The organism is Isoptericola jiangsuensis, assembly GCF_002563715.1.
GTDB lineage: Bacteria > Actinomycetota > Actinomycetes > Actinomycetales > Cellulomonadaceae > Isoptericola > Isoptericola jiangsuensis.
Map to the genome: position 1 here is coordinate 3,977,736 of NZ_PDJJ01000001.1, position 24,559 is coordinate 4,002,294.

General features: G+C 73.6%; 20 protein-coding genes. 8 read left to right on the forward strand and 12 right to left on the reverse strand.

Translation table 11 applies throughout. The features are described from left to right. The first annotated feature begins 77 nt into the window (after positions 1-77). From ATJ88_RS17705 to ATJ88_RS17720, 4 genes are read left to right on the forward strand one after another with little or no spacing between them, the layout of a single operon-like run. Entirely contained in the window at positions 78-1,505 is a 1,428-nt protein-coding gene (locus tag ATJ88_RS17705; protein ID WP_098464968.1) for a branched-chain amino acid ABC transporter permease, read from the forward strand. 13 nt (positions 1,506-1,518) lie between these two features. Further along, entirely contained in the window at positions 1,519-2,520 is a 1,002-nt protein-coding gene (locus ATJ88_RS17710; protein ID WP_098464969.1) for a branched-chain amino acid ABC transporter permease, read from the forward strand. Further along, complete coding sequence (locus ATJ88_RS17715; protein ID WP_098464970.1) at positions 2,510-3,421, forward strand: ABC transporter ATP-binding protein; 912 nt, start codon at positions 2,510-2,512, stop codon at positions 3,419-3,421. The genes ATJ88_RS17710 and ATJ88_RS17715 overlap by 11 nt, the downstream gene beginning before the upstream one ends. Continuing rightward, the gene (locus ATJ88_RS17720; RefSeq protein ID WP_098464971.1) at positions 3,418-4,227 is read left to right on the forward strand and encodes an ABC transporter ATP-binding protein; all 810 of its coding nucleotides are present in this window, start codon (positions 3,418-3,420) and stop codon (positions 4,225-4,227) included. Before ATJ88_RS17715 ends, ATJ88_RS17720 begins: the two co-directional genes overlap by 4 nt. Before the next feature lie 296 nt (positions 4,228-4,523). Here ATJ88_RS17720 and ATJ88_RS17725 read toward each other — a convergent pair whose 3' ends face one another. Further along, positions 4,524-5,579: a hypothetical protein gene (locus ATJ88_RS17725; RefSeq protein WP_098464972.1), complete on the reverse strand. Its 1,056-nt coding sequence runs from the start codon at positions 5,577-5,579 to the stop codon at positions 4,524-4,526. A gap of 346 nt (positions 5,580-5,925) precedes the next feature. Continuing rightward, positions 5,926-7,224 carry an ABC transporter substrate-binding protein gene (locus tag ATJ88_RS17730; protein WP_098464973.1) on the reverse strand — a complete coding sequence of 433 codons (1,299 nt, stop codon included), beginning with the start codon at positions 7,222-7,224 and terminating at the stop codon, positions 5,926-5,928. Positions 7,225-8,419: 1,195 nt separating this feature from the next. Between ATJ88_RS17730 and cspE the strand changes: the two genes are divergently transcribed. Together cspE and ATJ88_RS17740 are read left to right on the forward strand one after the other, a co-directional pair. Further along, entirely contained in the window at positions 8,420-8,623 is a 204-nt protein-coding gene (gene cspE, locus ATJ88_RS17735; protein ID WP_098464974.1) for a transcription antiterminator/RNA stability regulator CspE, read from the forward strand. A 153-nt stretch (positions 8,624-8,776) separates the two neighbouring features. Then, a complete protein-coding gene (locus ATJ88_RS17740) occupies positions 8,777-9,523 on the forward strand; it encodes a hypothetical protein (protein WP_098464975.1) in 747 nt (248 codons plus the stop codon). Between the two features lie 380 nt (positions 9,524-9,903). Here ATJ88_RS17740 and ATJ88_RS17745 read toward each other — a convergent pair whose 3' ends face one another. Continuing rightward, positions 9,904-13,578: a TM0106 family RecB-like putative nuclease gene (locus ATJ88_RS17745; RefSeq protein WP_098464976.1), complete on the reverse strand. Its 3,675-nt coding sequence runs from the start codon at positions 13,576-13,578 to the stop codon at positions 9,904-9,906. Between the two features lie 86 nt (positions 13,579-13,664). Between ATJ88_RS17745 and ATJ88_RS19085 the strand changes: the two genes are divergently transcribed. After that, on the forward strand, positions 13,665-14,564 hold the full coding sequence (locus ATJ88_RS19085) for an excalibur calcium-binding domain-containing protein (RefSeq protein WP_141538729.1): 900 nt from the start codon (positions 13,665-13,667) through the stop codon (positions 14,562-14,564). 58 nt (positions 14,565-14,622) lie between these two features. Here ATJ88_RS19085 and ATJ88_RS18470 read toward each other — a convergent pair whose 3' ends face one another. Together ATJ88_RS18470 and ATJ88_RS17760 are read right to left on the reverse strand one after the other, a co-directional pair. Beyond that, the gene (locus ATJ88_RS18470; protein ID WP_170023699.1) at positions 14,623-15,399 is read right to left on the reverse strand and encodes a hypothetical protein; all 777 of its coding nucleotides are present in this window, start codon (positions 15,397-15,399) and stop codon (positions 14,623-14,625) included. After that, on the reverse strand, positions 15,396-15,932 hold the full coding sequence (locus tag ATJ88_RS17760) for an RNA polymerase sigma factor (RefSeq protein ID WP_170023701.1): 537 nt from the start codon (positions 15,930-15,932) through the stop codon (positions 15,396-15,398). The genes ATJ88_RS18470 and ATJ88_RS17760 overlap by 4 nt, the downstream gene beginning before the upstream one ends. A gap of 150 nt (positions 15,933-16,082) precedes the next feature. Here ATJ88_RS17760 and ATJ88_RS17765 point away from each other — a divergent pair, with 150 nt between their 5' ends. Continuing rightward, the gene (locus ATJ88_RS17765; RefSeq protein WP_098464980.1) at positions 16,083-16,817 is read left to right on the forward strand and encodes a hypothetical protein; all 735 of its coding nucleotides are present in this window, start codon (positions 16,083-16,085) and stop codon (positions 16,815-16,817) included. A 323-nt stretch (positions 16,818-17,140) separates the two neighbouring features. On the opposite strand, the gene ATJ88_RS17770 is transcribed toward ATJ88_RS17765, so the two are convergent. The 7 genes from ATJ88_RS17770 to ATJ88_RS17800 form a co-directional block, all read right to left on the reverse strand. Then, positions 17,141-17,908, reverse strand: coding sequence for an amino acid ABC transporter ATP-binding protein (locus tag ATJ88_RS17770; RefSeq protein ID WP_098465464.1), 768 nt, complete (start codon positions 17,906-17,908; stop codon positions 17,141-17,143). Between the two features lie 38 nt (positions 17,909-17,946). Then, a complete protein-coding gene (locus ATJ88_RS17775) occupies positions 17,947-18,939 on the reverse strand; it encodes an amino acid ABC transporter permease (protein WP_098464981.1) in 993 nt (330 codons plus the stop codon). Position 18,940: 1 nt separating this feature from the next. Further along, on the reverse strand, positions 18,941-19,861 hold the full coding sequence (locus ATJ88_RS17780) for an ABC transporter substrate-binding protein (RefSeq protein WP_098464982.1): 921 nt from the start codon (positions 19,859-19,861) through the stop codon (positions 18,941-18,943). Between the two features lie 352 nt (positions 19,862-20,213). Next, positions 20,214-20,381 (reverse strand): methionine/alanine import family NSS transporter small subunit, encoded by a 168-nt coding sequence (locus ATJ88_RS17785; protein ID WP_098464983.1) that lies wholly within the window; start codon positions 20,379-20,381, stop codon positions 20,214-20,216. Then, positions 20,378-22,006 (reverse strand): sodium-dependent transporter, encoded by a 1,629-nt coding sequence (locus ATJ88_RS17790; protein WP_098464984.1) that lies wholly within the window; start codon positions 22,004-22,006, stop codon positions 20,378-20,380. Before ATJ88_RS17790 ends, ATJ88_RS17785 begins: the two co-directional genes overlap by 4 nt. A gap of 101 nt (positions 22,007-22,107) precedes the next feature. Beyond that, on the reverse strand, positions 22,108-23,361 hold the full coding sequence (locus ATJ88_RS17795; protein ID WP_098464985.1) for a D-arabinono-1,4-lactone oxidase: 1,254 nt from the start codon (positions 23,359-23,361) through the stop codon (positions 22,108-22,110). 4 nt (positions 23,362-23,365) lie between these two features. Continuing rightward, on the reverse strand, positions 23,366-24,496 hold the full coding sequence (locus ATJ88_RS17800) for a winged helix DNA-binding domain-containing protein (protein WP_141538732.1): 1,131 nt from the start codon (positions 24,494-24,496) through the stop codon (positions 23,366-23,368). Positions 24,497-24,559 lie beyond the last annotated feature (63 nt).

A 24,559-nucleotide genomic window follows, 5' to 3' on the forward strand; every position in this document is an offset into this window, starting at 1 on the left:
TGAATCGTCACGGCGAGCCGACGTCGTCCCGGTGCACCCAGGGCGCCTGACCATGAACCGACGGAGGACCACGTCCGATGACAGCGGACCGACCCACCACCGCGAGCCGGCTGCGCCACCTCCTGGCCGCCGCGACCCTCGCGCTCCTACCGGCCCTGCTCGCCGCACCACCCGCGACGGCGAGCACCGAGGCCGGGTGCGAACCCGACGACACCACCGCCTGCGTCACCGTCATGGTGCTGACGGAGGACAACGACCGGGTCGGCGACGTGGCCGTCACGGTCGCCGGCGGTGACTTCAGCGCCGACCTCACGACCAGCGACGAACCCGTCGCCGTGGCCGTGCCCGAGGTCGGCCGCTACACCGTCACCCTCGACCCCGCCACCCTCCCCGCCGGGCAGCCCCTCCCCGAGGGCGCGCCCGCCGAGGTCGAGGTCACCGCGCAGACCGGCGGCAACGCCCGCGCGGTGTTCCGCGTCGGGGCCGGGGCCGCCGTCGAGGAGAGCCCCAGCGAGGCCGCCACCACCGCCGGCAGCACCGACAGCACCGACACCGGTGCGCAGGAGGCCGGTGGCGAGGGCGTCGGCGCAGCCCCCGAGGGCGACGCGTCCGAGCGCGCCTTCTCCTTCGCGCAGGTGTGGCAGCAGATCGGCTCCGGCCTCCGGTTCGGGCTCCTGCTGGCGCTCGCCTCCATCGGCCTCAACCTCATCTTCGGCACCACCGGGCTGTCGAACTTCGCCCACGGCGAGCAGTTCGCCCTCGGCGCCGCCGTCGGCTTCATCACGATCAACCAGATGGGCATGCCGATCTGGCTCGGCGCGATCGTCACCATCGCCGCCTGCTCGCTCACCGGGCTCGCCCAGGACGCCGGCATCTGGCGCCCCCTGCGCCGCCGCGGCGTCCCCGTCATGCAGCTCATGATCGTGTCCATCGGACTGTCGATCACCCTGCAGTACGTCATCCAGATGATGATCGGCGGCGGGTCCGAGCGGATCCTGTCCAGCAACCCCCGGCCGCTCACCCTCCTCGGGATCACCCTCAGCACCGCGTCGTGGGTGTCCATGGCCGTCGCGCTCGTCTGCATCGTCGGCATCGCGTGGTTCCTCACCCGGACCCGCATCGGCCGGGCCACCCGCGCCGTGTCCGACAACCCGGCGCTCGCGTCCGCCACCGGCATCGACCCCGACAAGATCGTCCGCATCGTGTGGGTCATGGCGACCGGTTTCGCGGCCCTCGCCGGCCTCATGTGGGGCATCTCGTTCGGGTCGTTCAACTGGCAGCTCGGCGTGCAGCTCCTGCTGCTCATGTTCGCGGCCGTCACCCTCGGCGGTCTCGGCACCGCGTTCGGGGCCCTCGTCGGCTCGATCCTCATCGGGCTCGTCGTCGAGCTCTCCAACCTCGTGATCCCCAGCGACCTGCGCTACGCGTCCGCGCTGGTGATCCTCATCCTCGTGCTCCTGTTCAGGCCGCAGGGCATCCTCGGCCGCCGCGAGCGGATCGGCTGAAGGGAGACACATCATGGAAGAGTTCCTCCGCATCCTCACCCAGTCCGTCGGCGAGCTGCTCGCCCCCGCGACCGCCGCCTACGCTCTCGCCGCGATCGGCCTCAACCTGCACTTCGGGTACACGGGCCTGCTCAACATGGGCCAGGCGGGCTTCATGCTGCTCGGCGCCTACGGGTTCGGCATCACCGTCATCGCGGGCGGGCCGTTCTGGCTCGGCCTGCTCGTCGCGATCGCCGCCGGCGTGCTGTTCGGCCTCCTGCTCGGACTGCCCACGCTGCAGCTGCGCGGCGACTACCTCGCGATCGTCACGATCTCCGCCGCGGAGATCATTCGCTGGTTCGGCCGCTCCACCATCTGGCAGGAGTGGACCGGCGGCGCCTCCGGGCTCCAGGGACGTGACTACAAGGACGCGTTCCAGACCCTGTCGCCGCTGCCCGAGGGCCGGTTCGCCCTCGGTCCGTTCGAGTACATCAACACCGGCTCCGACTCGTGGTGGACCCGCATCTTCGCGTGGGGCGTCGTCGCGCTCGTCCTGCTGTTCGTGTGGCTCATCACCCGCAGCCCCTGGGGACGCGTCCTCAAGGGCATCCGCGAGGACGAGGACGCCGTCCGCGCCCTCGGCAAGAACGTCTACTCGTACAAGCTGCAGGCGCTCGTCATCGGCGGTGCCATCGGTGCCCTCGGCGGCGTGGTGTTCGCCCTGCCGTCCGCCATCGCGCCGGACTCCATGGGGCGCACCATGACGTTCTTCGTGTGGACGGTCCTCCTGCTCGGTGGCGCCGCCACCGTGTTCGGGCCCGTCCTCGGGTCGATGATCTTCTTCGCCGCCTACATGTTCATGCGCACCGGCATGCGTGCCCTCGCGGAGAACACGCCCGTCGGCGAGGTCATCTCCACCACCAACGTGGAGCAGATCGGCGGCATGCTCGTCGGCATCACCCTCATGGTCCTCGTGATCTTCAGGCCGCAGGGCATCCTCGGGAACAAGAAGGAGCTGGCGTTCAATGTCCGATGACACGACCACCCTCGCCGTGACCCCCGCGCTCCAGGACGTCGAGCACGTCCCCGGGGCCGCGAAGCCCGAACCGATCATCGTCGCCGACGGCATCGTGCGCCGCTTCGGCGGCATGACCGCCGTCGACGTCGAGCACCTCGAGGTCCAGAAGGGCGTCATCACGGCGCTCATCGGCCCCAACGGCGCCGGCAAGACGACGTTCTTCAACCTCCTCACCGGCTTCGACGCCCCCAACGCGGGACAGTGGAGCTTCGAGGGCCGGTCCCTGTCCGGCAAGAGCGCCGCGTCCGTCGCGAAGTCCGGCATGGTCCGCACGTTCCAGCTCACCAAGGCGCTGTCGCGCCTCACCGTGCTGCAGAACATGCTCCTCGCCTCGCCCGGCAACCCCGGCGAACGGTTCATGCTGTCCTGGCTGCCGTTCCTGTGGAAGAAGCACGAGGCCGAGGCCACCGCCAAGGCCATGGAGATCCTCGCCCGGTTCAAGCTCGACACCAAGGCGCAGGACTACGCCGGCTCCCTCTCGGGCGGCCAGCGCAAGCTCCTCGAGATGGCGCGCGCGCTCATGACCGACCCGAAGATCATCATGCTCGACGAGCCGATGGCCGGCGTGAACCCCGCCCTCGTGCAGTCCCTGCTCGGGCACGTCCAGGCGCTGCGCGACGAGGGCATGACCGTGCTCTTCGTCGAGCACGACATGCACGCCGTCCGACACATCTCCGACTGGGTCGTCGTCATGGCCGAGGGCCGGATCGTCGCCGAGGGACCGCCCGGCACCGTCATGAAGGACCAGGCCGTGGTCGACGCCTACCTCGGCGCCCACCACGACACCGACCTCGGGGACGACTCGCTCCTCGACCCCGAGGTGCTCGCCCGGCTCGAGGCCGAGGAGGAGAAGCGATGACCGACACCGCCACCGTCGAGAAGACGGCGTCGTCCACCCCGCGCAAGGACCTGCTCCTGCACGCGGACAACCTCGTCGCCGGCTACCTGCCCGGCGTGAACATCCTCAACGGGTGCTCGCTCGAGGTCGCCAAGGGCGAGCTCGTCGGCATCATCGGCCCCAACGGCGCCGGCAAGTCGACGCTCCTCAAGGCCCTGTTCGGCCTCGTCAAGGTGCACGCCGGCACGGTCACGCTCGAGGGCCGGGACATCACCAACATGAAGGCCAACCAGCTCGTCGCCCGCGGCGTCGGGTTCGTGCCCCAGACGAACAACGTGTTCCCCTCGCTCACCGTCGAGGAGAACATGCGCATGGGGACGTTCCTGCGGCCCAAGGTGTTCGAGGACCGCTGGAAGTTCATCGGGGACCTGTTCCCCGTGCTCCACGACCGCCGCAACCAGCGCGCCGGCGCCATGTCCGGCGGCGAGCGGCAGATGGTCGCCATGGCCCGCGCCCTCATGATGAACCCGTCCGTGCTGCTCCTCGACGAGCCGTCCGCCGGGCTCTCCCCCGTCCGCCAGGACGAGACGTTCCTGCGGACCCGCATGATCAACAAGGCCGGCGTCTCGGTCATCATGGTCGAGCAGAACGCCCGCCGCTGCCTGCAGATCTGCGACCGCGGCTACGTCCTCGACCAGGGCAAGGACGCGTACACCGGCACGGGGCGCGAGCTCCAGTCCGACCCCAAGGTCATCTCGCTCTACCTCGGCACCCTCGCCGAGGACGTCGAGCAGGCCGATCGCGACGCCTCGCCCACCGAGGCCTGACGAGTCAGCGCAGGTCCGCGCGAGTCAGCGCAGCCCGACGGCCGGCACTCCCCCCGAGTGCCGGCCGTCGACGTGTAAGGCCCCGTGGCCCCCGCGAGTCAGCGCACCGCCGCGCGACTCAGCGCAGTCCAGCGCGACCCAGCGCAGGCCCGCGCGAGTCAGCACAGTCCAGCGCGAGTCAGCGCACCGCTGCGCGACCCAGCGCAGGCCCGCGCGAGTCAGCACAGTCCAGCGCGAGTCAGCGCACCGCTGCGCGAGTCAGCGCAGGATTCTGCGACTCGGGGCATCGAGCAGGGTCAGCGAGTGCCGATCGCAGCCAGGGCGGCCGGCCGCCCGAGGGCGGCACGCCGGGAGCGGGAGCACGCACCGTACGCCTCGCGCAGGGTGAGGCCGAGCGCTGACGGGTCGGCAAGGTCGGGCCAGCCGACCCGCACGATCTCGAACCCCGCGTCGACGAGGGCGGCCTGCCGACGCTCCTGACGACGGCGCACGACGTCCGGGAGGCCGAAGCGGCCGTCGTACTTCACCGCACCGTCGAACTCGACGCCGAGCCCGACGTCGGGCCAGCCGAGATCGAGGTACCAGGTGCCCGACGACGTCACGACGGGGAGCTGGCACGCGGGACGCGGCAGGCCGTCGTCGACGGCGACGAGGCGCACGACCGTCTCGCCCGGGGACCCGGACCGCGGGTCGCACAGGTCGAGCAGCCGCCGCGCCTGGAGCATGCCGCGCTTGCCCGCGGACGCCGACATGATGCGCGACACCTCGGCCGGTTCGGCACCGAGCCGGAACAGGGAGTCGGCGACGACGAGCGCCCCGGCGGGCTGCAGGGTGCGCAGGCAGTCGACCAGCGTCCGCTCGGGGGACGTCACGGGGACGCCGTGGACGGTCGTGCGCTCCTGGGGCCGCAACGTGGTGACGTGTCGCCGCACGAGCGGCTCGCGGGAGCGGGCGACGTGCGGGTTGAACGTGTGGGTGACGTCGACCAGGCACGGCGTGCCGTACGTCCAGGCCCCGAGGAGCCGCGCGGCGGTCGCGTGGCTGAACCACAGCCGGCTCCGGGACGCGGCGAGGACGCCGCGCGCCTCGGCGAGGAGGGTGTCGTCGTGACCCGGTTCGCCGTCGGCCGCGGAGGGCAGGAGGACGCCCGGCCGCACCTCTCGCAGGTTCCCCGTCGAGAGCCGCTCGGCGACGTGGCGCGGGTCGGCGCGGGCCGTGTCCACGGGGACCGGCAGGGACGGCGGACGCAGCTCGGCGGTGTGCATCCCTGCGAGCGGGGAGCCCGGCTCCCGCAGGTCGGCGAGGATCGTGCTGATCCGACGGATCGCGGGGGCGTGCAGTGCTTCAGCCATGTCCCGAGCGTGCCGCCGACGTCAGGCTCCCGGGACGACCGTCGTCGTGCACTGGTGATGCACAGCACCTGTGGACAGCCGCGGACCGGCACCGCGCCGTCGGACCGACCGGATCTCCGCTGGTGGCGGATTCGCCACGGGTTGCGCTGAGTCGCGGCTCCGAACGCTGACTCGCGGGAGTTCGCGCTGAGTGAAGAAAGTTCGCGCTGACTCACGAACGCCCGCGCTGACTCGCCGTGAGCTGCGCTGACTCGCGGACCGGGGACCCGCGCCGTGAGACGCCGGCGGCCCGGCCACCACAGGGGTGACCGGGCCGCCGTCAGGACGAACCGAGACGATCAGGCGATCACTCGGTCGTGCCCTCGATCTGCTTCGAGTAGGTGTACGTGTTGTCGCCGCCGTACTCGTAGATGCCGATGTACGCCGAGGACGGGTCGTTCTGCTCGTTCAGCGGGCCGATGCCGGACGGGCCGACGTAGGTGATGTCCTCGCCCGCCTCGATGGCCGCGACGCCGTCCGCGAAGGACGTGACCTCGGTGCCGCCGTTCGCGCCGGAGACCGCCGCGATGTTCTCCGAGATCGTGGTGCCGTCGGTGGCGCCGCCCTTCACCGCGGCGAGCGCGGCGAGCATGGTGGCGTCGTACGACTCCGCGGAGTACGAGTAGTCGGACAGCTCGCCGTTCTCGTTCTCGGAGTACCAGCCGTTCAGCAGCTCCTTGAACGAGTCGTCCGCCTGGGCGCCCGGCAGGGTGCCCTGGACACCCTCGAGGGTGCCCGGGTCGAACTGGTCGCCGTAGTTGGACAGGTTGCCGTCGCAGAAGTACGTGGTGCCGTCGAAGTCCCAGCCCTGCGCGACGAGCTCGTTGACGATCGCGACCGTCTCCTCGAACGCGATGATGACGATCGCGTCCGGCTCGGCGGCCAGCGCCGCGGTGACCTGCGAACCGAAGTTCGTCTCACCCGGGGGGAACTCCTGGCCGCCACCGTTGGCGCCGTACACGACCTCGCCGCCGCCGGCCTCGATGGCCGCTGCCGTGTGGTCGCGCAGGCCGGTGCCGTAGGCCTCGTTCTGCACGATCATCGCGACCTTGGTGTGGCCGCCGTCGAGGACGAGCGAGCCGAGGGCCGCGCCCTGGACGGTGTCCGGCGGGGCGGTGCGGGCGAAGAACGGACCGTAGCCCGACAGGTCTGCCGCGGTGTTCGCGGGCGAGATCTGCATGACCCCGGCCTCGGCGAACGTGTCGACGACGGCGAGCGAGACGCCCGACGAAGCCGCGCCGATGACGGCGGAGACGCCCTTGCCGATGAGGTCGGTCGCGGTCGAGCTCGCCACCGAGGTGTCGGTGGTGTCGCCGGAGTCGCCCCACTCGATGGAGACGTCGTTGCCGAGCACACCCCCGGCCTCGTTGATGTCCGAGACGGCGAGGCCGACACCGGCGATCTCGGGCGGGCCGAGGAACGCCAGGGTGCCGGTCACCGGGAGGATCGTGCCGATGGTCAGCGGCTCCGCGTCGCCACCCTCGGCGGCGCCGGTGGCCTCCGTGGTCGTTTCCTCGGCGGGGTCGTCGGAGGCGCAGGCGGTGAGGCCCAGGCCGAGGACCGCGGCGAGGGCGATGCCCTTCGCGGCCGTCATGCGTCGAATCATGTGTTTCCCCTTCGGGGTCGTGACCTGCACGGCACTCAATGCCGCATGTAGTGGCGCTGAACGTAGCCCGGTTGTGTGACGTGGATGTGACGCAGCGGCCTCCTGGCCCAGATCGTGACGAACCTGTTATCCACGTCACACGTCGTTCACGTCACTCTCGCCGGATCTGTCAGGAGCGAGCGGCATCGTCACCTCCTGGCGGGTGGCCGGGTGCGAGGAGCGCGAGCGCCGATCCTCCGGACCGCACGGTCCCGGCCACCGGGGGTCACCCCGCGGGGTTGCGGACGCGCCACGCCCGACGGGCGGGCACCCCGCCGGGCGACCCCGACGTCGTCGAGGCTCCCGCGCGACCGCGGCCCGCGAGGCGGCGCAGAGCCCCGCACCCGCAGCCCTCGCGCCCGCGTCCCGGCGGCGCGCTCGTGGCTCGGGTCCCGTCGTCCGGCCCGCGCCGTGCGGTGCTCGCCGCCGTCCGTCGTCGGACCGGCCGGGCCACGTCGGCCGACCCGGCGGCTCCGGTGCACCGCGCGTGGCGCACCCCCCTGACCAGGCGTTCCAGCGGTTCCGCCGCCGCGAACGCCCGCGCGGGCAGGGCCCCACCCGGGCCTACGGGTCCGGTGGGAGTCGCTTCCGCGCGATCGTCGCGGGCCACGCATCTCGCCGGGCCGGGAGGTGACGAGCCCCCGCCGGCACGCGGCCGGACGGCGTCGCGGCCGGGACGTCGCCCCCGATCGGGGCTCCGGAGGGTGGCGTGACCCGCGCTCCCGCGGGCGACCAGCGCCGCACCACCCACCGCGCGCCGGCCTCCGCCTGTCGACGCGCCCGGACGATCGGGCACCGCCGTCCCGAGGCCACGTCGCACGCGGGACGGCGTCGCCCGTGACGACGCCGTCCCGTCCCGCCACGGCTCCCCGCGGAGGGCCAAGGAGATCCACGACACCACCGGCGACGGGTGATACCCGGCTTTTCGTCCCGACATTCGGCCGTCCGTGCTGGTGCGACGTCCCGCGCTCGCGTACCGTGGTGGTCGTTGCAGTGTGTTGCTCGTACCGGACGGACCCCCGTCCTGCGTCGGCGAGGTGGCGTCGTCAGGATTGACGCCGCCAGTCGGCGGACCTTGGACCCTCAAGAGTTTGACGACGAACACCGTGATGCGCGCCTCCGACGGGCGGAGGCGCCACCTCTTGAAGGAGTACCCATGGCCACCGGAACCGTGAAGTGGTTCAACAGCGAGAAGGGCTACGGCTTCATCGCCCCCGAGGACGGCACCGCTGACGTGTTCGTCCACTTCTCCGCCATCCAGTCCCAGGGCTACCGCACCCTGGAGGAGGAGCAGAAGGTCGAGTTCGACGTCACCCAGGGCCCGAAGGGCCCGCAGGCGGAGAACGTTCGCCCTCTCTGACGCTCCTCCGACGTCACCCCTGAGGTGACGTCCACCGAGCCACGCACGGCCCGCGCCCTCCGCCACTCGGCGGGGGGTGCGGGCCGTCGTCGTTGCTGCGCCGGGTGCTCGACCGCCCGGGAACGCGGTCGAGCACCCGGCCGTTGAACAGTCATGGGATTCCTCGACCGACTCCTCGGCAGGTCCGACGACCGCCACCCGTCCGTGCCCGGCATGACGGGCGGCTCCGTCCCTCGCGGCTACTCGTCGCCGACGCAGGCTCCGCGGTGGCAGCAGGGCGCGCCTGCTCCGGCGGCGCCCCGCGACCCCGACGACGTGGCGATCGACCGCTACCGCTACCTGCTGCGCACCGCGCCGCCGGACGCCGTCGAGCAGGCGCACGCCGAGGCCTTCGCCCAGCTCACGCCCGAGCAGCGCCGTAAGGTCCTGGCCGACCTCGGCGCCACCGTGCCGCCGGCGGAGCGCGCGACGTCGGACGACCCGCAGTCGCTCGCCCGCATGGCGACCCGCGCCGAGATGCGCAGCCCCGGCACGCTGGAGCGCACCTTCCGCGGCGGCCCGGGCGGAGCGCCCGGCTTCGGTGCCATGGTCGGGTCGAGCCTGCTCGGGACGGTCGCGGGTGTCGTCATCGGCTCCGCCGTCGCGAACATGCTGTTCGGTCCCGCGTTCGGCGACCCGACGACCCCCGTGGCGGAGGACGACGCCGCGGCCGCCGGTGAGGGTGACCCCGGCGCCGAGGATCCGGGCGCCGCGGACGCGGGCGCGGACGTCGGTGGTGACGTCGGAGCAGCGGACGCAGGCGCCGGCACTGACGACAGCCTGTTCGGCGGCTTCTTCGGCGGTGACGGCGGCGGAGACTTCGGAGGCGACTTCGGCGGCGGCGACTTCGGCGGCTTCTGACCGTCGCCGACCCCCGGAGTCAGCGCTGACTCACGTCGATGAGCGCTGACTGGCGGGATCCCGCGCTGACTGGCGCCATCGTGCGCTGACTGGCGGGATCCCGCGCTGACTGGCGAGATCCCGCGCTGACTGACGCCATCGTGCGCTGACTCGCGGGGATGAGCGCTGGCTGACGCCATCGTGCGCTGACTCACGAGACCCAGCGCTGACTCGCGGGGAAGTGCGCTGACTCGGCGTCGAAGGTCGGTGGAGGGGGTCGCGCGTCGTCGTCAGACCCGAAGTGGAGGGCCCCCTGGGGCCCGTGAACGCGACGACGCGCGACCCCCCTCCACCGACCGGAGCCCGACAGCGCGACCGACCGGAACCCGACGACGCGACCCCTACGGGGTGATGACGGGCGGGCGGGTGAGCAGGGCGTGGAACGCGCCGAGCTGGTGGAGGTCCGCGACGGAGGTCGGCAGGTAGTCGGTGAGGTGCGGTGAGCGGACGACGACGGCGCACCACTTGCCGCGGGAGACCGCGACGTTGAGGCGGTGACGGTCGAGGAGGAACGCCATGCCGCGCGGGACGTCCTGCGGGGAGGACGCGGCCATGGTGAGGATCGCGACGGGTGCTTCCTGCCCTTGGAAGCGGTCGACGGTGCCGACGGGGACGTCGGCGAGCCCGGCGGCGGCGAGGGCGCGGCGCACAGCCCAGACCTGCGCGTTGTAGGCGGCGACGACGATGACGTCGCGTGGTCCGAGGGGTCGGGGGTGGGCGCCGGGTCCGGGGGTCCAGGGGCGGCCGAGGACGGCTCGGACCTGGGCGACGACCTCGGCGGCCTCCTCGGTGGAGGAGACGGCGCGGCCGGTGTGCTCGACGAGGATCTCGTGGACGCCGGGGGCGATGCCGTCGAGGTGGCGTCCGGCGGCGGTGGGGTGGGCGTGGAGGCGTCCGGAGTAGGCGAGGTCGGACACGGCGGCGCAGAGGGCGGGGTGCATGCGTCGGGAGGCGGGCAGGAAGTAGCCGAGGGCGGTCGGGAGGGTCTCGTGGCCGTCGGCGAGCCAGCCGAGGGCGGAGCCGGCGACGGCCGGGTCGGGGTGGGTGCCCTGGGAGACCTGGGGGAGCTGTTGGGGGTCGCCGAGCAGGAGGAGGCGCTGCGCGGCGCGTGCGACGGCGACGGTGTTGGCGACGGAGAACTGTCCGGCCTCGTCGATGACGAGGAGGTCGAGGCCGGCGGCGGGCCAGCGGTCGTGGGCGAAGTCCCAGGCGGTGCCGCCGACGACGCAGCCGTGGGCTTCGTCCTGGGCGGTGTCGGCGAACGCGGCGAGGGCGTCGGCGGTGACGACCTGCCAGGGGACGTCGTCGGGGCTGCTGCCGCCCTTCTTGGCGATCCGGTCGGCGGGTGTCCCGGCGGCGATCAGGCCGTGGAGGAGGTTCTCGACGACGGCGTGGGACTGCGCGACGACGCCGACGCGCCAGCCGTCGGCGACGAGGGCGGCGACGACGTCGGACGCGAGGTAGGTCTTGCCGGTGCCGGGTGGGCCCTGGACGGCGAGGTAGGACCGGTCGAGGCGGCGGACGGCGTCCTGGACGGCGGCGACGAGGTCGGGTTCGCCGTCGGGGCCGGTGGTGGGGACGGGGAGTCCGCCGCGGACGCGGGGGTCGCGGCGCTGGAGGAGGTCGGTCATGGGACCGGCGGGGAGCCGTTCGGCGGGTGGGACCCCGGCGGCGGTGGCGGTCCGCCAGGCGGTGAGGGCGGTCTCGGCGGCCTCGGCGGTGGCGCGCTGCTGCGGGTCGGCGGGGACGAACCCGTCGACGGTGATGCCGGAGGGGAGCTGGTGGTGGGGTTCGTCCTTCGCGCCGACGGCCTCGCGCAGGGTGAGGACGTCGACGTCGCGGCCGCCGTGGGTCTCGCGGCGGACGTCGGTGACGGTGACCTTGTTGTGGGCGCCGCGGACGGCGCGTGGGCCGATCTCCCCGATGACGGGCGGGCCGGGGGCCTCGTAGAGCAGGTAGGTCCGGACGCCGGGGCGCAGCTCGGACCCTTCGACGGCGGGGGCCCGGACCTCGAGGACGCGGGAGGGGGTGCGCTTGCCGGGTTCGACCTCCCAGTCCCGCAGGACGCGGCCGGGTTCGAGGGCGGCGGACGACCGCCGGCCGGGCCACTCCTCGGGGGGCAGCTCGAGGCGCGCGTAGTGCGCCTGCCAGTAGGCCTTGTTCTCGCGGCGGTGGTAGCCGACGGCGGCGCCCAGGAGGCTCAGGGCGCGGACGGCGGCACGGTCGGCGGGGGTGTGCGGGTGCTCGTGCTCGACGACCTCGCGCACGCGCGCCTCGAGCGCGGCTCGTTCGTCGGGCGGCGGCACCACGGTGACCTCGAGCGGTGCGGCGACGGCGACCTCGACGGGGCCGACGACGGTGTCGTGGGCGGCGCGCAGCCAGTCGAGCAGGCGCAGGGTGGACAGGCAGTCGTACCGGTTGTAGTCGAGGATCTGGGTCCGGTGGCGGGCGGCGGCCTCGTCGTCCCCGGCGGCCAGGAGGTCGACGTACTCGGCGTACTCGACGACGGACGTCGCGGCGTCGGTGACGCCGGCGCGCGCCGCCTCGTCGCCCATGTAGAGCGGTTCGAGCTTCTTGATGGAGCGGGAGCGGTGCGAGATCCGCAGGCCCGTCCGGACGGTCGCGTAGAGGTCGACGAGGACGCCGGAGCGCAGGAGCTCGTCGACCTCCTCCTCGTGGACGCCGTGCCGGGCCGCGATGGAGAGCAGGTGGGTGCGCTCGTACGCGGCGTAGTGGTAGATGTGCATGTCGGGCCAGCGGCGCCGCCGCTCGGCCATCTGGTCGACGAACGTGACCAGCGCGGCGGCCTCCTCGGTCATCGTGTCCGCCCACAGGCTGTGGAAGGTGGGGCGGCCCTCGGCGTCGAGGTCGCGCGTGACCCAGCCGAACAGGTAGTCGATGCCGGAGACGGCGGGGCCGACGTCGCCCGGCGGCACCCACAGGGGGTCGCCCTCGAAGTCGAAGAAGACGTCGCCCTCGCTGGGCGCGGGGAGGCGTTCGACGGCGCGCGGGTCGGTGAGCGCCCAGCGCAGCTCGGTGGGTCCGTCGTCCCCGTCGACGACGACCGCGCCGTCGCCCGGGTCGGTGCCGAGCTGGAGCCCGGCCTGGCGCCGCAGCCCCGCGAACCGGTCGGGACCGATCCCGGCCGGTGCCTCGGTGGCGTCGGCGAGCTCCTTCATCGTGGTGATCCCCGCCTCGGCCAGGCGGGCGCGCTGCGGGCCGTACACGCCCGCGACCAGCAGGACGTCCGCGTGGGCCTCGGCCGCGGCCGCGCAGTCCGGGCAGGCGCCGAGGCGCTGGCAGGCGCGGTGGCCGGGCGCGTCCCACGCCACGGGCTCGCCCGCCTCGACGTGCCGGTCCACGAGGTCGAGCAGCCGCGCGCGCCGCGCGCGCAGCACGGGCAGGACCTCCGCGAGGAGGTGGTTCGTCCGCTCCCCCGTGCCGAGCACGAGGTGCACGTGCTCGGTCGGGTCCACCCCAGCCTCCTGCAGCAGCTCCGCGTACGCCGCGACCTGGAGCACGGCCCGCACCTTCTCGCGGCGTGCCAGCTTGGTGTCCCACACCGCGTACCGGGGGCGCCCGTCCCCTGCGACGCCGTCGCGTACGAGGAAGTCGGCGCGGCCGAGGAACCCCCCGTCGAACAGCGTCCCCTGGGAGACGACGTCGGCGCCGGCCGCCATCGCGGCGAGCGTCCGCTCGTGCGCGGCCACCAGGTCGTGGACGGCCGTCCCGGCCGGGGGCTCCGGCTCCACGACACCGTCGCCGAACCGCTCGACGAGGCCGTCCAGCACCGTCCGCTCGTGGGCCGCCCCCAGGTCGACCGCGCGGCGCAGCATCTCGTCCGGGGCGCGGGGCACCGGCGGGACGCGGCCGAGCACCTCGTCGAGGCGGCGCAGCAGGGCGTGCTCGCACTCGGCGGCGACCACGAGGTCGCTCGCGGAGAAGACCAGGCGCGGACGGGCCCCCGGCCCGCCGACCGGCCCGCCGGCGTCGTCGTGCGCACCGAGGAGGAACATGTCCCAGGTCTACCAGCGGCGTCCGACATGGACCTTCGGGGAGGGTTTCCGCCATAGTGGACCGCGCACGCCGCCGAAGGAGAATGATGACCGCGCGCTTCAACCCCCCGCCAGGCTGGCAGGTCCCCCCCGGATTCCGGCCCGACGCCGGGTGGTCGCCCGACCCCTCGTGGCCGCCGGCACCCCCCGGCTGGGAGTACTGGGTCGAGGACGAGCCCGCCGCCGCCCGCACCACGGTCCTCACCGGGGCGGCCGCACCGCCGCACCCCGCGGACCCGTCCGCCACGTCGATCCTGTCGCCCGTCCAGGCACCCCCGAGCGGACCCACCCGGTCCGCGGTGTCCGCGCGGTCGTCGGCCACCCCCCTGCCGACGCCCCCGCCGCCCCCCGCTCCCCCGGCGCCCCCGCGCGACGCCCACCCCACGGAGCGGTCCACCGCGCCGCTCCCGCCGGACCGTCCGCAGTCCCGCGCCGCCTCCCGTGCCGACGGCGCGCCACCGCGCCGCCGGCGGACGCCCACCGGCGTCGTCGCCGGCGTCGCCGCCGCGTGCCTCGCCCTCGGCATCATCATCGGCGCCGTGTTCTCCATGGGGCAGACGTCGGACGCCCGGCAGGCCGTCGCCGACGCGGAGCGCGAGGTCGCCGCCGCCGCGGACCAGCAGGAGAAGATCGACGCCGACCGCGCCGCGCTCGACGAGCGCGCCACCACGCTCGACGAGCGGGAGGACGACCTCAAGGAGCGGGAGACCGCCGTCGCCGAGCAGGAGGCGTCGCTCACCTCCCGCCAGCAGGAGCTCGACGACCAGGCCGCCCAGCAGCAGGAGCAGCAGGAGCAGCAGGAGCAGGCGCAGAACGGCCAGTGGTTCTACTGGAGCTGTGACGACGCCCGCCGCGCCGGCGCCGCCCCCATCCAGAACGGTCAGCCCGGCTACCGCGGCGGGCTCGACCCCAACAACAACGGCCTCGCCTGCGAGGACGGCGAGTAGGAGCCGACCCGCCGCCCCGCGCCCCCGAACCCGGTCGGCGACGCGGGGCGGTGCCGCGTCACGGCACCAGCGCGACCTGCGCCGTCGTCCCGTCGGCGTACGTGACCTGCACGTCGTCGCCGAACGTGTCGTCGCCCGGCGCCCACAGCGCCCACCAGCCGCCGTCGACGGACGCCGCGACCTGTCGGCCGTCGTCGAGCACGGCCGTGACCTCGACGACGTCGGCCCCGGCCCGGCCGTACGCGGACGTCACCGCCCCCTCGGCGTCGTCGCCCGTCGACCAGGAGGCCGTGCCGCTCACCGCGACGACGAGCTCCCGCGCGGCGGGCTCCGGCAGGGCGGCGCCGACGCTGCTGGACGCGTACACGTCCGCGGGCCCGTCGTCGACGGCGGTGACGAAGCAGTCGCCCGCCGCGTCGTCGCCCGCCAGGACGACGTACGTGTAGTCGCCGCGGGTCTCCGCGAGCACGGGCGTCAGCGGCACCTGGGTGACGGTGGCGTCCGCGCCGTCGCCCACGATCGCGGTCGCCGACGTCGGGCAGGCCGCGTCGAGGGCGGTCGCGACCGGGTCGCCGACGGCGTCCGGCACCGGCGTCCACGTGGCGTACGCCGGTGCGGCGCCCAGCACCGAGCTGAGGGACACCGCGACGCCGACGGCGACCGCCGCGCCCGCCGCCGTCGCGGCCACCACGCCCGGCCGCGTCCGGCGACGCCCGCGCACGGCCCGCTCGGTCGCGAGGATGTCGTGCAGGGCCGCGTCGTCGGTGCTGCCGGGCGCGCGGACGTGCCGGGCCGGGTCCAGGCCCGAGAGCTGGTCCATCAGGGGCGACCTCATCGGGCCTCCTTCTGCAGGTTGCGCAGCACGTCCGCCGTCCCGCTCGGCACCTCCGACCAGGCGAGCAGCCGCTTGCGGGCCCGCGTCAGCCGCACCGAGAACGTCGACGGACGGCAGCCCAGCACGGACGCCGCCTGCACGGTCGACAGGCCGTCCCACGCCACCAGCGCGATGACCTCCCGGTCCGCCGGGTCCAGCAGCTCCCACGCGCGGCGCAGGTCCGCGCGCTCCGCCGCGGCGTCGTCCGTCCCCTGGTGCTCCGCCGTCGGCTGCTGCTCCAGGCGCACCCCGAGCGCCCGCCAGCGCCCGTGCGTGCGGACCTGGGTGGCCAGCACGTTGCGCGCCACCCCGAACAACCACGGTCGCGCGTCCGTCGGCACGTCGTCCACCCTCCGCCAGGCCACCAGGTACGTCTCCGAGACGACGTCGTCGACGAGGTCCGCCGTGGCGCGCCGCGCCACGAAACGCACCACGTCCTCGTGGTGGTCGACCCACAGCCGCGTCAGGAACCGGCGCGCCTCGGCATCGTCCACGATCGTCCTCTCGGTCCTTCACCGGGACATTGCCGGCAGGGGCAGGTCTGCTACACCGTACTGGGAGACAGTTGCCCCGAGCCATACGTTCGCTACCCTCGGGGGCACCGTGCCGCGGCGCCGCGGCCCCGACGACAAGAGGAGCTCGGCATGCGCAGGAACCTCGGACAGCGGCTCGCGGCGGGACTCGCGGTGGCCGCGCTCGCCGCCGCCGCAGCGGTCGGCACGGTCGCCCCGGCCGGTGCCGCGGCCGACAACCTGCCCGGCGTCCCCGCCCCCGGCAGTTCCGACGCCACCTGGCAGGAGTGGGCGCAGCAGGAGCGCGCGGAGGCGGAGGCCACCGACTGGGCGGCCGACGCCCGCACCCGCGGCTGCACCCTCGTCGAGGCGACCGTGGTCGACGAGGTCGACCCCGCCTACAACGCCGCGATGGGCGCCCCCGCCGACCTCGTCACCCACCGCGTGGACATGGTCGAGGACTGCCCCGAGACCCCCGCCGGCACCCTGGCCGGCACCCTCGACGGCGGCCTCACCCGGTCCGACCGGGTCGCCACCACCGCCATCGGCAGCGGCACGCAGTGCGCGACCACCCACGGGCCCGGCACGATCTGCGTCTACTCCAGCAGCGGCCGCATCTACGGCTCCTGGCGGTACTCCGGCGACGGCTCCGTCAGCGGGTTCCTGCGGATCTACCGCATCCCCACCTCGTCCGACGACTGCTACCGGGGCGACACCTGGCTCACCGGCCCGTCCGTGACCTGGTCGAGCGGCATGACGCGCTCCATCTCCAAGACGCGCACCACCTACTCGGGCTACTCGGCGCACATCTGGAAGAAGGTCACCATCGGCCACACCGACTGGGGTCGGGCCTGCGCGAAGCTCTGACCTGCTCGGTCGTGTCGTCAGGAGGGCGCGACACGGGCGGGGACGTCCGAACGAGGTGTGCGGGTGGGGACCTGCGGTGCGCCGCTCCCAAGCCGTAGCGGAGGCCCCCCAGGGCCCGTTCGAACGAGGTGTGCGGGTGGGGACCTGCGGTGCGCCGCCGTCAAGCCGTAGCGGAGGGCCCCCTGGGGCCCGTTCGAACGAGGTGTGCGGGTGGGGACCTGCGGTGCGCCGCCGTCAAGCCGTAGCGGAGGGCCCCCCGGGGCCCGTGAGCGAGGCGGCGCACCGCAGGTCCCCACCCGCACACCGCCTCACGGCCTCACCCGTCACAGGACGTGCGCGAGGAAGTCCTTCAGGCGGGGCTCGGACGGTGCGTCCAGCACCTGGGCGGGGGTGCCCTGCTCGACGACGACGCCGTCGTCCATGAAGACGACGTGGTCGGCGACCTCGCGGGCGAACCCGATCTCGTGGGTGACGACGACCATCGTCATGCCGGACCGTGCGAGGTCCTGCATGACGGCGAGGACCTCGCCGACGAGCTCGGGGTCGAGGGCGGAGGTCGGCTCGTCGAACAGCATGAGCTCGGGGTCCATGGCCAGCGCCCGGGCGATGGCGACGCGCTGCTGCTGGCCGCCGGAGAGCTGCGCCGGGTAGTGGTCGGTGCGGTCGGCGAGGCCGACGCGCTCGAGGAGCTCGAGGGCGCGTTCGCGGGCCGCCGCCCTGGACAGCCCGCGGACCTGCACGGGGGCCTCCATGACGTTCTCCAGCGCGGTCATGTGGCCGAACAGGTGGAACCGCTGGAAGACCATGCCGACGCGGGAGCGCTGCTCGGCGATCTTCTTCGGGTGCAGGCGGTGCAGGACGTTCTTGTCGTCGCGGCGGTAGCCGAGGAGCTCGCCGTCGATCCGGACCTCGCCGGCGGTGATCTGCTCGAGCTCGTTGAGGCAGCGCAGCAGGGTGGACTTGCCGGAGCCGGAGGGGCCGAGGACGACGGTGACGGTGCCGCGGGGCACCTCCAGGTCGACGCCGCGCAGGACGTGGACGGCGCCGTCGCCGTGGCCGAACACCTTGTGGACGCCGGTCACCTGCACCATGGGCTGGTCCGTGCCCGACGTCGGGGTGGGGGTCTCGCTCACGGGGTCACCTCCGCGAAGGGGTCGTCGTGGGTGGTGCCGGCGGCGCGGATGGCCTCCTGGCGGCCGAGGCGGCCGCCGCGCCGACCGTGCGGTCCGCGTCCGCCGCGTCCGCCGCGTCCGGCGTGGGTGCCGCCGTCGAACCCGCGGCCGTAGTACCGCTCGAGGTAGTGCTGGCCGACCATGAGGACGGACGTGATGAGCAGGTACCACAGGGCCGCGACGATGAGCAGCGGGATGGGCTGGAACGTGCGGGTGCCGATGGCGCTCGTGGCGTAGGTGAGCTCGAGCGTGAACGGCACGGCGACGACGAGGGACGTCGTCTTGAGCATGGAGATCGTCTCGTTGCCGGTGGGGGGCACGATGACGCGCATCGCCTGCGGCAGGACGACGCGGCGCAGGATCTTGCTCTCCTTCATGCCGAGGGCGCGGGCGGCCTCGGACTGGCCGGGGTCGACGGACCCGAGGCCGGCGCGGACGATCTCGGCGAGGTAGGCGGCCTCGTTGAGGGCGAGCCCGATGAGGGCGGCCCAGAACGCCGTGATGACGTCCCGGGTGTCGAACACGAAGAACTCGGGACCGAAGGGGACGCCGAGGCTGAGCCGCGGGTAGAGCACGGAGATGAGTCCCCAGAAGACGAGCTGGGTGTAGATGGGGGTGCCGCGGAAGAACCAGATGTAGGTCCACGAGACCCAGCGCATGACGGGGTTGTCGCTGCGCCGCATGACGGCGAGCAGGATGGCGAGGACGACGGCGATCGCCATCGACCCGAAGGTGAGGACGAGGGTCCAGCCGACACCCCGGACCACGTTGACGTCCCGCAGGTACAGCCAGACGGTGTCCCAGCGGAAGTTCGGGTTGGTGACGAGCGCGTGCGCGACCATGGCGGCGAGCACGGCGACGACCGCCCCGGAGACCCAGCGGCCGGGCCGGGGTACGGGCCGGGCGTGCAGGGGCTCGGGCAGCGTGCGTCCGGTGGTGTCGGCGGCCATGTCAGAGACCCGGGTCGAGCTCGGCGGTGGTCAGGGCGCCCTCGGCGTTGCCCCACGTGTCGAGGATCTGGGCGAGGGTGCCGTCGTCCATGAGCTGCTGGAGGGCGGCCTGGATCGCGGCGGCGAGCTCGTCGTCGTCCTGCGCGACGACGACGCCGTACGGCGCGGCGTCGGTGATGTCGCCGAGGGTCTCGATGGACCCGCCGGCCTGCTCGACGGCGTAGGCCGTGACCGGGGAGTCGGCGTACATGCCCTGGACCTTGCCGCCGACGAGGTTGGTGGTGACCTCGGCCTGCGAGTCGTACGGGAGGACCTCGATGGCCTCGGTGCCGTCGGCCTCGCACTGCGCGGACAGCTCGTCGAGCTCGCCCTGCTGCACGGTGCCGGTCTGGACGCCCATGGTGGTGCCGCACAGGTCGGCGGTGTCGACGCCCTCGGGGTTGCCCGTCTGGACGGCGAACTGCGAGCCGGCGTCGAAGTAGCTGATCATGTGCGCGACCTTCAGGCGCTCGGCGTCGATGGTGAAGCCGGAGATGCCGACCTCGTACTTGGTGCCGACGGCGGGGATGATCGCGTCGAACGTGGAGGACTCGACCTGCGAGGTGAGGCCGAGGGTCGCGGCGACGGCGGCGGCGATGTCGACGTCGAACCCGACGGGGGTCTTGCCGTCGGCGTCGAGGAACTCGGCGGGCGCGTAGGTCAGCTCGGCGCCGACGGTGAGGACGCCGTCCTCGGCGACGGCGTCGGGCATCATCGCGGCGAGCTCCGGGTCCTCGGCGACGGAGGCCGGGTCGAACGCCTCGGCCTCGGCGGCACCGGACGCGGTGGACGTCGAGCCGAGGTCCTCCGAGGCGGTGGTGCAGCCGGTCAGCAGCGTGACGACGGCGAGCGCGGACAGCGGCAGGGCGTAGCGGGTGCGCATGGCGTTCTCCCAGGGGTCTCGGGGTGTGCGCCGTGGGTTCCCGGGTCCGAGAAGCGGCGCGCCTATGCAACAGTATGAATACATATTCGGCGCGGGATCAAACCGGTGCCCGTGGGATCCGTCACGCCGCCGACCGCGACGGTGCGCATACCGGCACGAAAGGGCCGGACCGGCAGCATGCTGCCGATCCGGCCCCTCGTCGACCGACGCGCAGGGCGTGGTGCCCGGACCCCTGCGCGCGGTCGTCAGACGGGAAGCGCAGGGCGCGCAGCGCCCGTGAGCGCGACCGTGCGCTGGGGTCCGGGCACCACGACCGACGGGACCAGAGCGCCGTCCGTCCGTCACGCACGGCTCACGTGTCGTGGCGCAGGATCTCCGTGTCCTCGCGGTGGTCGTCCTCGCCGCCGGCGGGGTAGTCGTCCCGCTCGGGCCGGGCGCGCAGGGCGAGGATCGCCACGACGAGCCCTCCCCACACGATGACGAGGGCGACGATCATCATCAACAGTGCCGAGGTGTTCATCGCGACGCCTCCTTCATGACGGCCGGGTCCTGGGGCGGGTAGGCGGGCCAGACGGTGAACGCCTCCCGGCCGCGCCAGCGGGGCAGGGTGAACAGGATCGCGCCGACGAACAGCAGCAGCACGGAGCCCCAGCCCGTGATCAGCAGGTAGGTGGTGTCGTAGTCGCCGTAGGGCTTGTCGATGCGCTCGATCACGTACTGCACGAGCATGATGACGAGCATGACCGGCACGATCACGCCGACGCAGACGTACCACCAGCGCCCGACCTGGGTCGTGGAGACGGCGTTGAGGTGGTACCGCAGCTCGGGCGCCTTGCGGTAGACCCAGACGACGAACACGCACATGAACACGGCGGACCCGACGATGCCGAGGTTGTTGACGAACGCGTCCACGGTGTCGAGCAGGATGAGGCCGGTGGTCGTGGAGAAGCCGAGGACGGACACGACGCCGAGGGTGATGCCCATGCCGAGGGTCGCGGCCCGGCGGGAAAGCGCGAACTTCTCCTGGAGCGCCGCGGACACCACCTGGAGGATCGAGACCAGGGAGGTGAAGCCCGCCATGACGAGCGACCCGAAGAACAGGGCGCCGAAGAAGGCGCCGGCGGGCATCTGGGACACGATCGTCGGGAAGGTGACGAACGCGAGGAGGACGCCCTGGAAGTTGAGGTCGGCGACCGTCACCCCCTCCTGGGCGGCCAGGAAGCCGAGGGCGGAGAACACGCCGAGCCCGGCGAACAGCTCGAAGCCGGAGTTGGAGAACGCGACGACGAGGCCGGGGCTCGTCATGTTGGCCTTGCGGGCCCGGTACGACGAGTACGTGATCATGATGCCGAACGCGACGGACAGCGAGAAGAAGATCTGGCCGTAGGCCGCGATCCACACGCTGGCGTCGCCCAGCCTGCTCCAGTCGGGCGTGAACAGGACGTTGAGGCCGTCGACGGCGCCCTCGAGGAACAGCGAGCGCACGACGAGGATGCCGAACGCGACGACGAGCAGCGGGATGAAGACGACGTTGGCGCGCTCGACGCCCTTGACGACGCCGGCGGCGAGGACGGCGATGACGGCGACCCAGACGATGACGAGCGGGATGAGCACGGCGGCGACGAAGTCGAAGGTGAACCAGGGGTCGGCGCCGCCGACGTCGGCGAGCTGGAGGTGCTCGCCGACGAAGAAGGAGGCGGCGTCGTCGCCCCAGTCGAGGCCGAACGAGTAGACGAAGAAGCTGCCGGCCCAGGCGACGACGACGGCGTAGTAGACGGCGATGAGGATGCAGATCATCACCTGGAACCAGCCGAGGGACTCGAGCCAGCCCTTGACGCGGCGGAAGGCCTGGGGGGCGCCGCCGCGGAAGCGGTGCCCGAGGGCGTAGTCGAGGAAGAGGATGGGGATGCCGGCGGTCAGCAGCGCGACGAGGTAGGGCACCATGAAGGCGCCGCCACCGTTCTCGTAGGCGACGCCGGGGAAACGCCAGATGTTTCCGAGGCCCACGGCGGAGCCGATCGCCGACAGGATGAATCCCACCTGTCCGGTGAACTGCTCGCGCGGGGCGGCCTTGTGTTCAGCACTCACGGGGCACACACCTTTCGTGCTGCGTCGTCGCCGGTCAAACTGCTCGCCCTCGATCATGCGTGACGCAGGTCACGCTGGCACGTCGAGGTGCACGTCAGGGCTCTGTGACGGCCGCCACGCGGCGAGAAACTCGCCCTGACGCCCGTCTCACGATGTGGTCACCCCAGGAGTTCGCGCAGGTAGCCGCCGTGCAGGCGACCGTCGGGGTCGAACCGCGCGGCGAGCGCCCGGAAGTCCTCGAAGCGGGGGTAGAGCTCCCGCAGCGCGACGGGGTCGAGCGCGAACAGCTTGCCCCAGTGGGGCCGCGCGCCGAGCGGCAGCAGGGCCTCCTCCAGCAGCGGCAGGACGGCGGCGACGTCCTCGCCGCGGGGGTGCCACGTGAAGTGCAGGGCCACGGAGTCCTCGTCGAACGGGCTGAGCCACAGGTCGTCCGCGGCGACCGTGCGCACCTCCGACGTCTGGAGCAGGGGCGCCACCCGCGGGGCGAGCCGGCGCAGCGCCACGATCGCCTCGACGGCGTGCCGACGCGGCAGCAGGTACTCGGACTGGAGCTCGTCGCCGGCCGACGGCGTGAACTCGAGCCGGAAGTGGCTGAGCCGCTCGTGCCACGGGCCCGCCACGCCGAGCTGCGGCGTGCACGCCACCGGGTCGACCCCGGGCAGGGGGTGCAGCTCGGTCGTCGCCCAGCCCAGGCCCGGCAAGGGCTCGGGGCGCTCCCCGACGCCGTCGTCCACCCGGGACTTGAACCAGACCTGGCGCACGGAGCGTTCGGCCCACGACGTGAACAGGCTGACCGAGTACGCCGCCCCGGTGAGGGTGTCGAACGACCCGAGCACCGTCTCCCACGGCACGTCGACGGCGACGTCCTGCCGGACGGCGAACGTCGGGGACGTCGCGAGCTCGACGCGGGTGACGACGCCGAGCGCGCCGAGGGAGACCACGGTGCCGCCGAACACGTCCGGGTGCTCGGCGCGCGTCACGCGACGCAGCTCCCCGGCGGTCGTCATGACCTCCAGGCCGACGACGTCGCCCGCGAGGCAGCGGTTGGCGTCGCCGGAGCCATGGGTGGCCGTGGCGACGGCCCCTGCGACGGAGATGTGCGGCAGGGAGGCCAGGTTGCCGAGCGCGCGGCCCTGGGGGTGCAGCGCGCGCGACACCTCGCCGTACCGCAGCCCGGCGTTGACCGACACGACGCCGGTGGCGGGGTCGAGGTCCACGGCGGGGCGGCCGTCGTCGAGCCGGTCCACCTGGACGTGCACGCCCGTGGTGTCGGCGACGTCGTTGAAGGAGTGCCGCGACCCGAGCGCCCGGACCGGTCCGGAGCCCTCGAGGGCGGTGGCCAGCTCGTCGAGCGTGGCGGGTCGGCGCAGGTCGGTCGCGGAGTACGTGAGGTTGCCCGCCCAGTTCAGCATCCGACTAGCCTGCCACGCGTCGCCGCAGGTGGGCGGTCAGGTCCGCGGTCGCGTCGGCGAGGGCGACGCGCTCGGCGGGCGTCGGGTCGCGCTGCCACTGCACGTCGAGCACGAGGGGGCCGTCGTCGGGGAGGCGGGCGGGCCAGCGCCAGCGGGCGGCGCGACGCCCGTCGAGCAGCAGGGTGTGGAGGAACGCGCCCGTCCGGTCGGGCTCGGGGGCGCGAGGGTCCGCCAGGACGTGCCGGGACTCGCCGTAGGAGCAGACGATCTCGTCGTAGGCGCACAGGAGGTCCGCGACGGGGGCGCCGTCGGCCGCGCGCCGGTCCTGCCCGGCGACGGCGGACGTCGTCACGAGCGTCAGCCCGTCGAGCCCGTCCGCGCCGGGCACCTCGACGACCTCGCCGACGTCGAGCAGCACCGCCAGCCCGGCCCGCAGCTCGGTCAGGGTGAGGCCGCTCCACTGCGCGAGGTCCTTGACGGTCGCGTACGCCCGCCCGGGCAGGTACCGGCGCCACAGCTCCAGGACGGCGGACGGCCGGTCGAACGTCGCGCCGAGCGGCCCGTAGCCGGGCGGCACCCGGTCGTCGAACAGGGCGTAGGTGTGGCGGCCGTCGGCGGGCGGCCCGCTGACGACGAGGCGCCGCAGCTCGGCGTGCATGAGCACGTGGGTGAGGACGATGCCCGGGGCGTCCGGGGCGAGCACGCCGCGTGCCACGAGCGCGGCGGCGAGGTCGTCCCGGGTGCGCGGGCCGGCGGCGAGCAGGTCCAGCAGCGCGCCGATCGCGGGCTCCGGGCTCCCGAGCCCCCAGGACCGTTCGGTGGACGCCATGACGCGCCCCACCCGGGGCGCGGTGAGCTCCAGCAGCCAGCGGACGTCGTCCCGCGCCACGAGGTGCCAGGTGGGCCGCAGGACGTGGGTACGCAGCACGCGCCCGTCGTCGAGCACCGCGAGGTCGGGCCCGCCACGCCGGGCGGGGGCGAGCCGCCGGTCGAGGCCGTGCAGCGTGGGCCGCAGCTCCTGGCCCTGCACGGCCAGCAGGTACCGGACGGCACCCGCGACCTCGGGCAGGTCGGGGTCGCGCAGCCGCTGGGCGTGCAGCCGCGCGGCGAGGACCCGGGCGGCGTCGACGCTCATGCCCCCACCCTGCCACCGGCCACCGACGGGCGTGCGGCGACGGGCGTCGTCGTCCCGCACGGG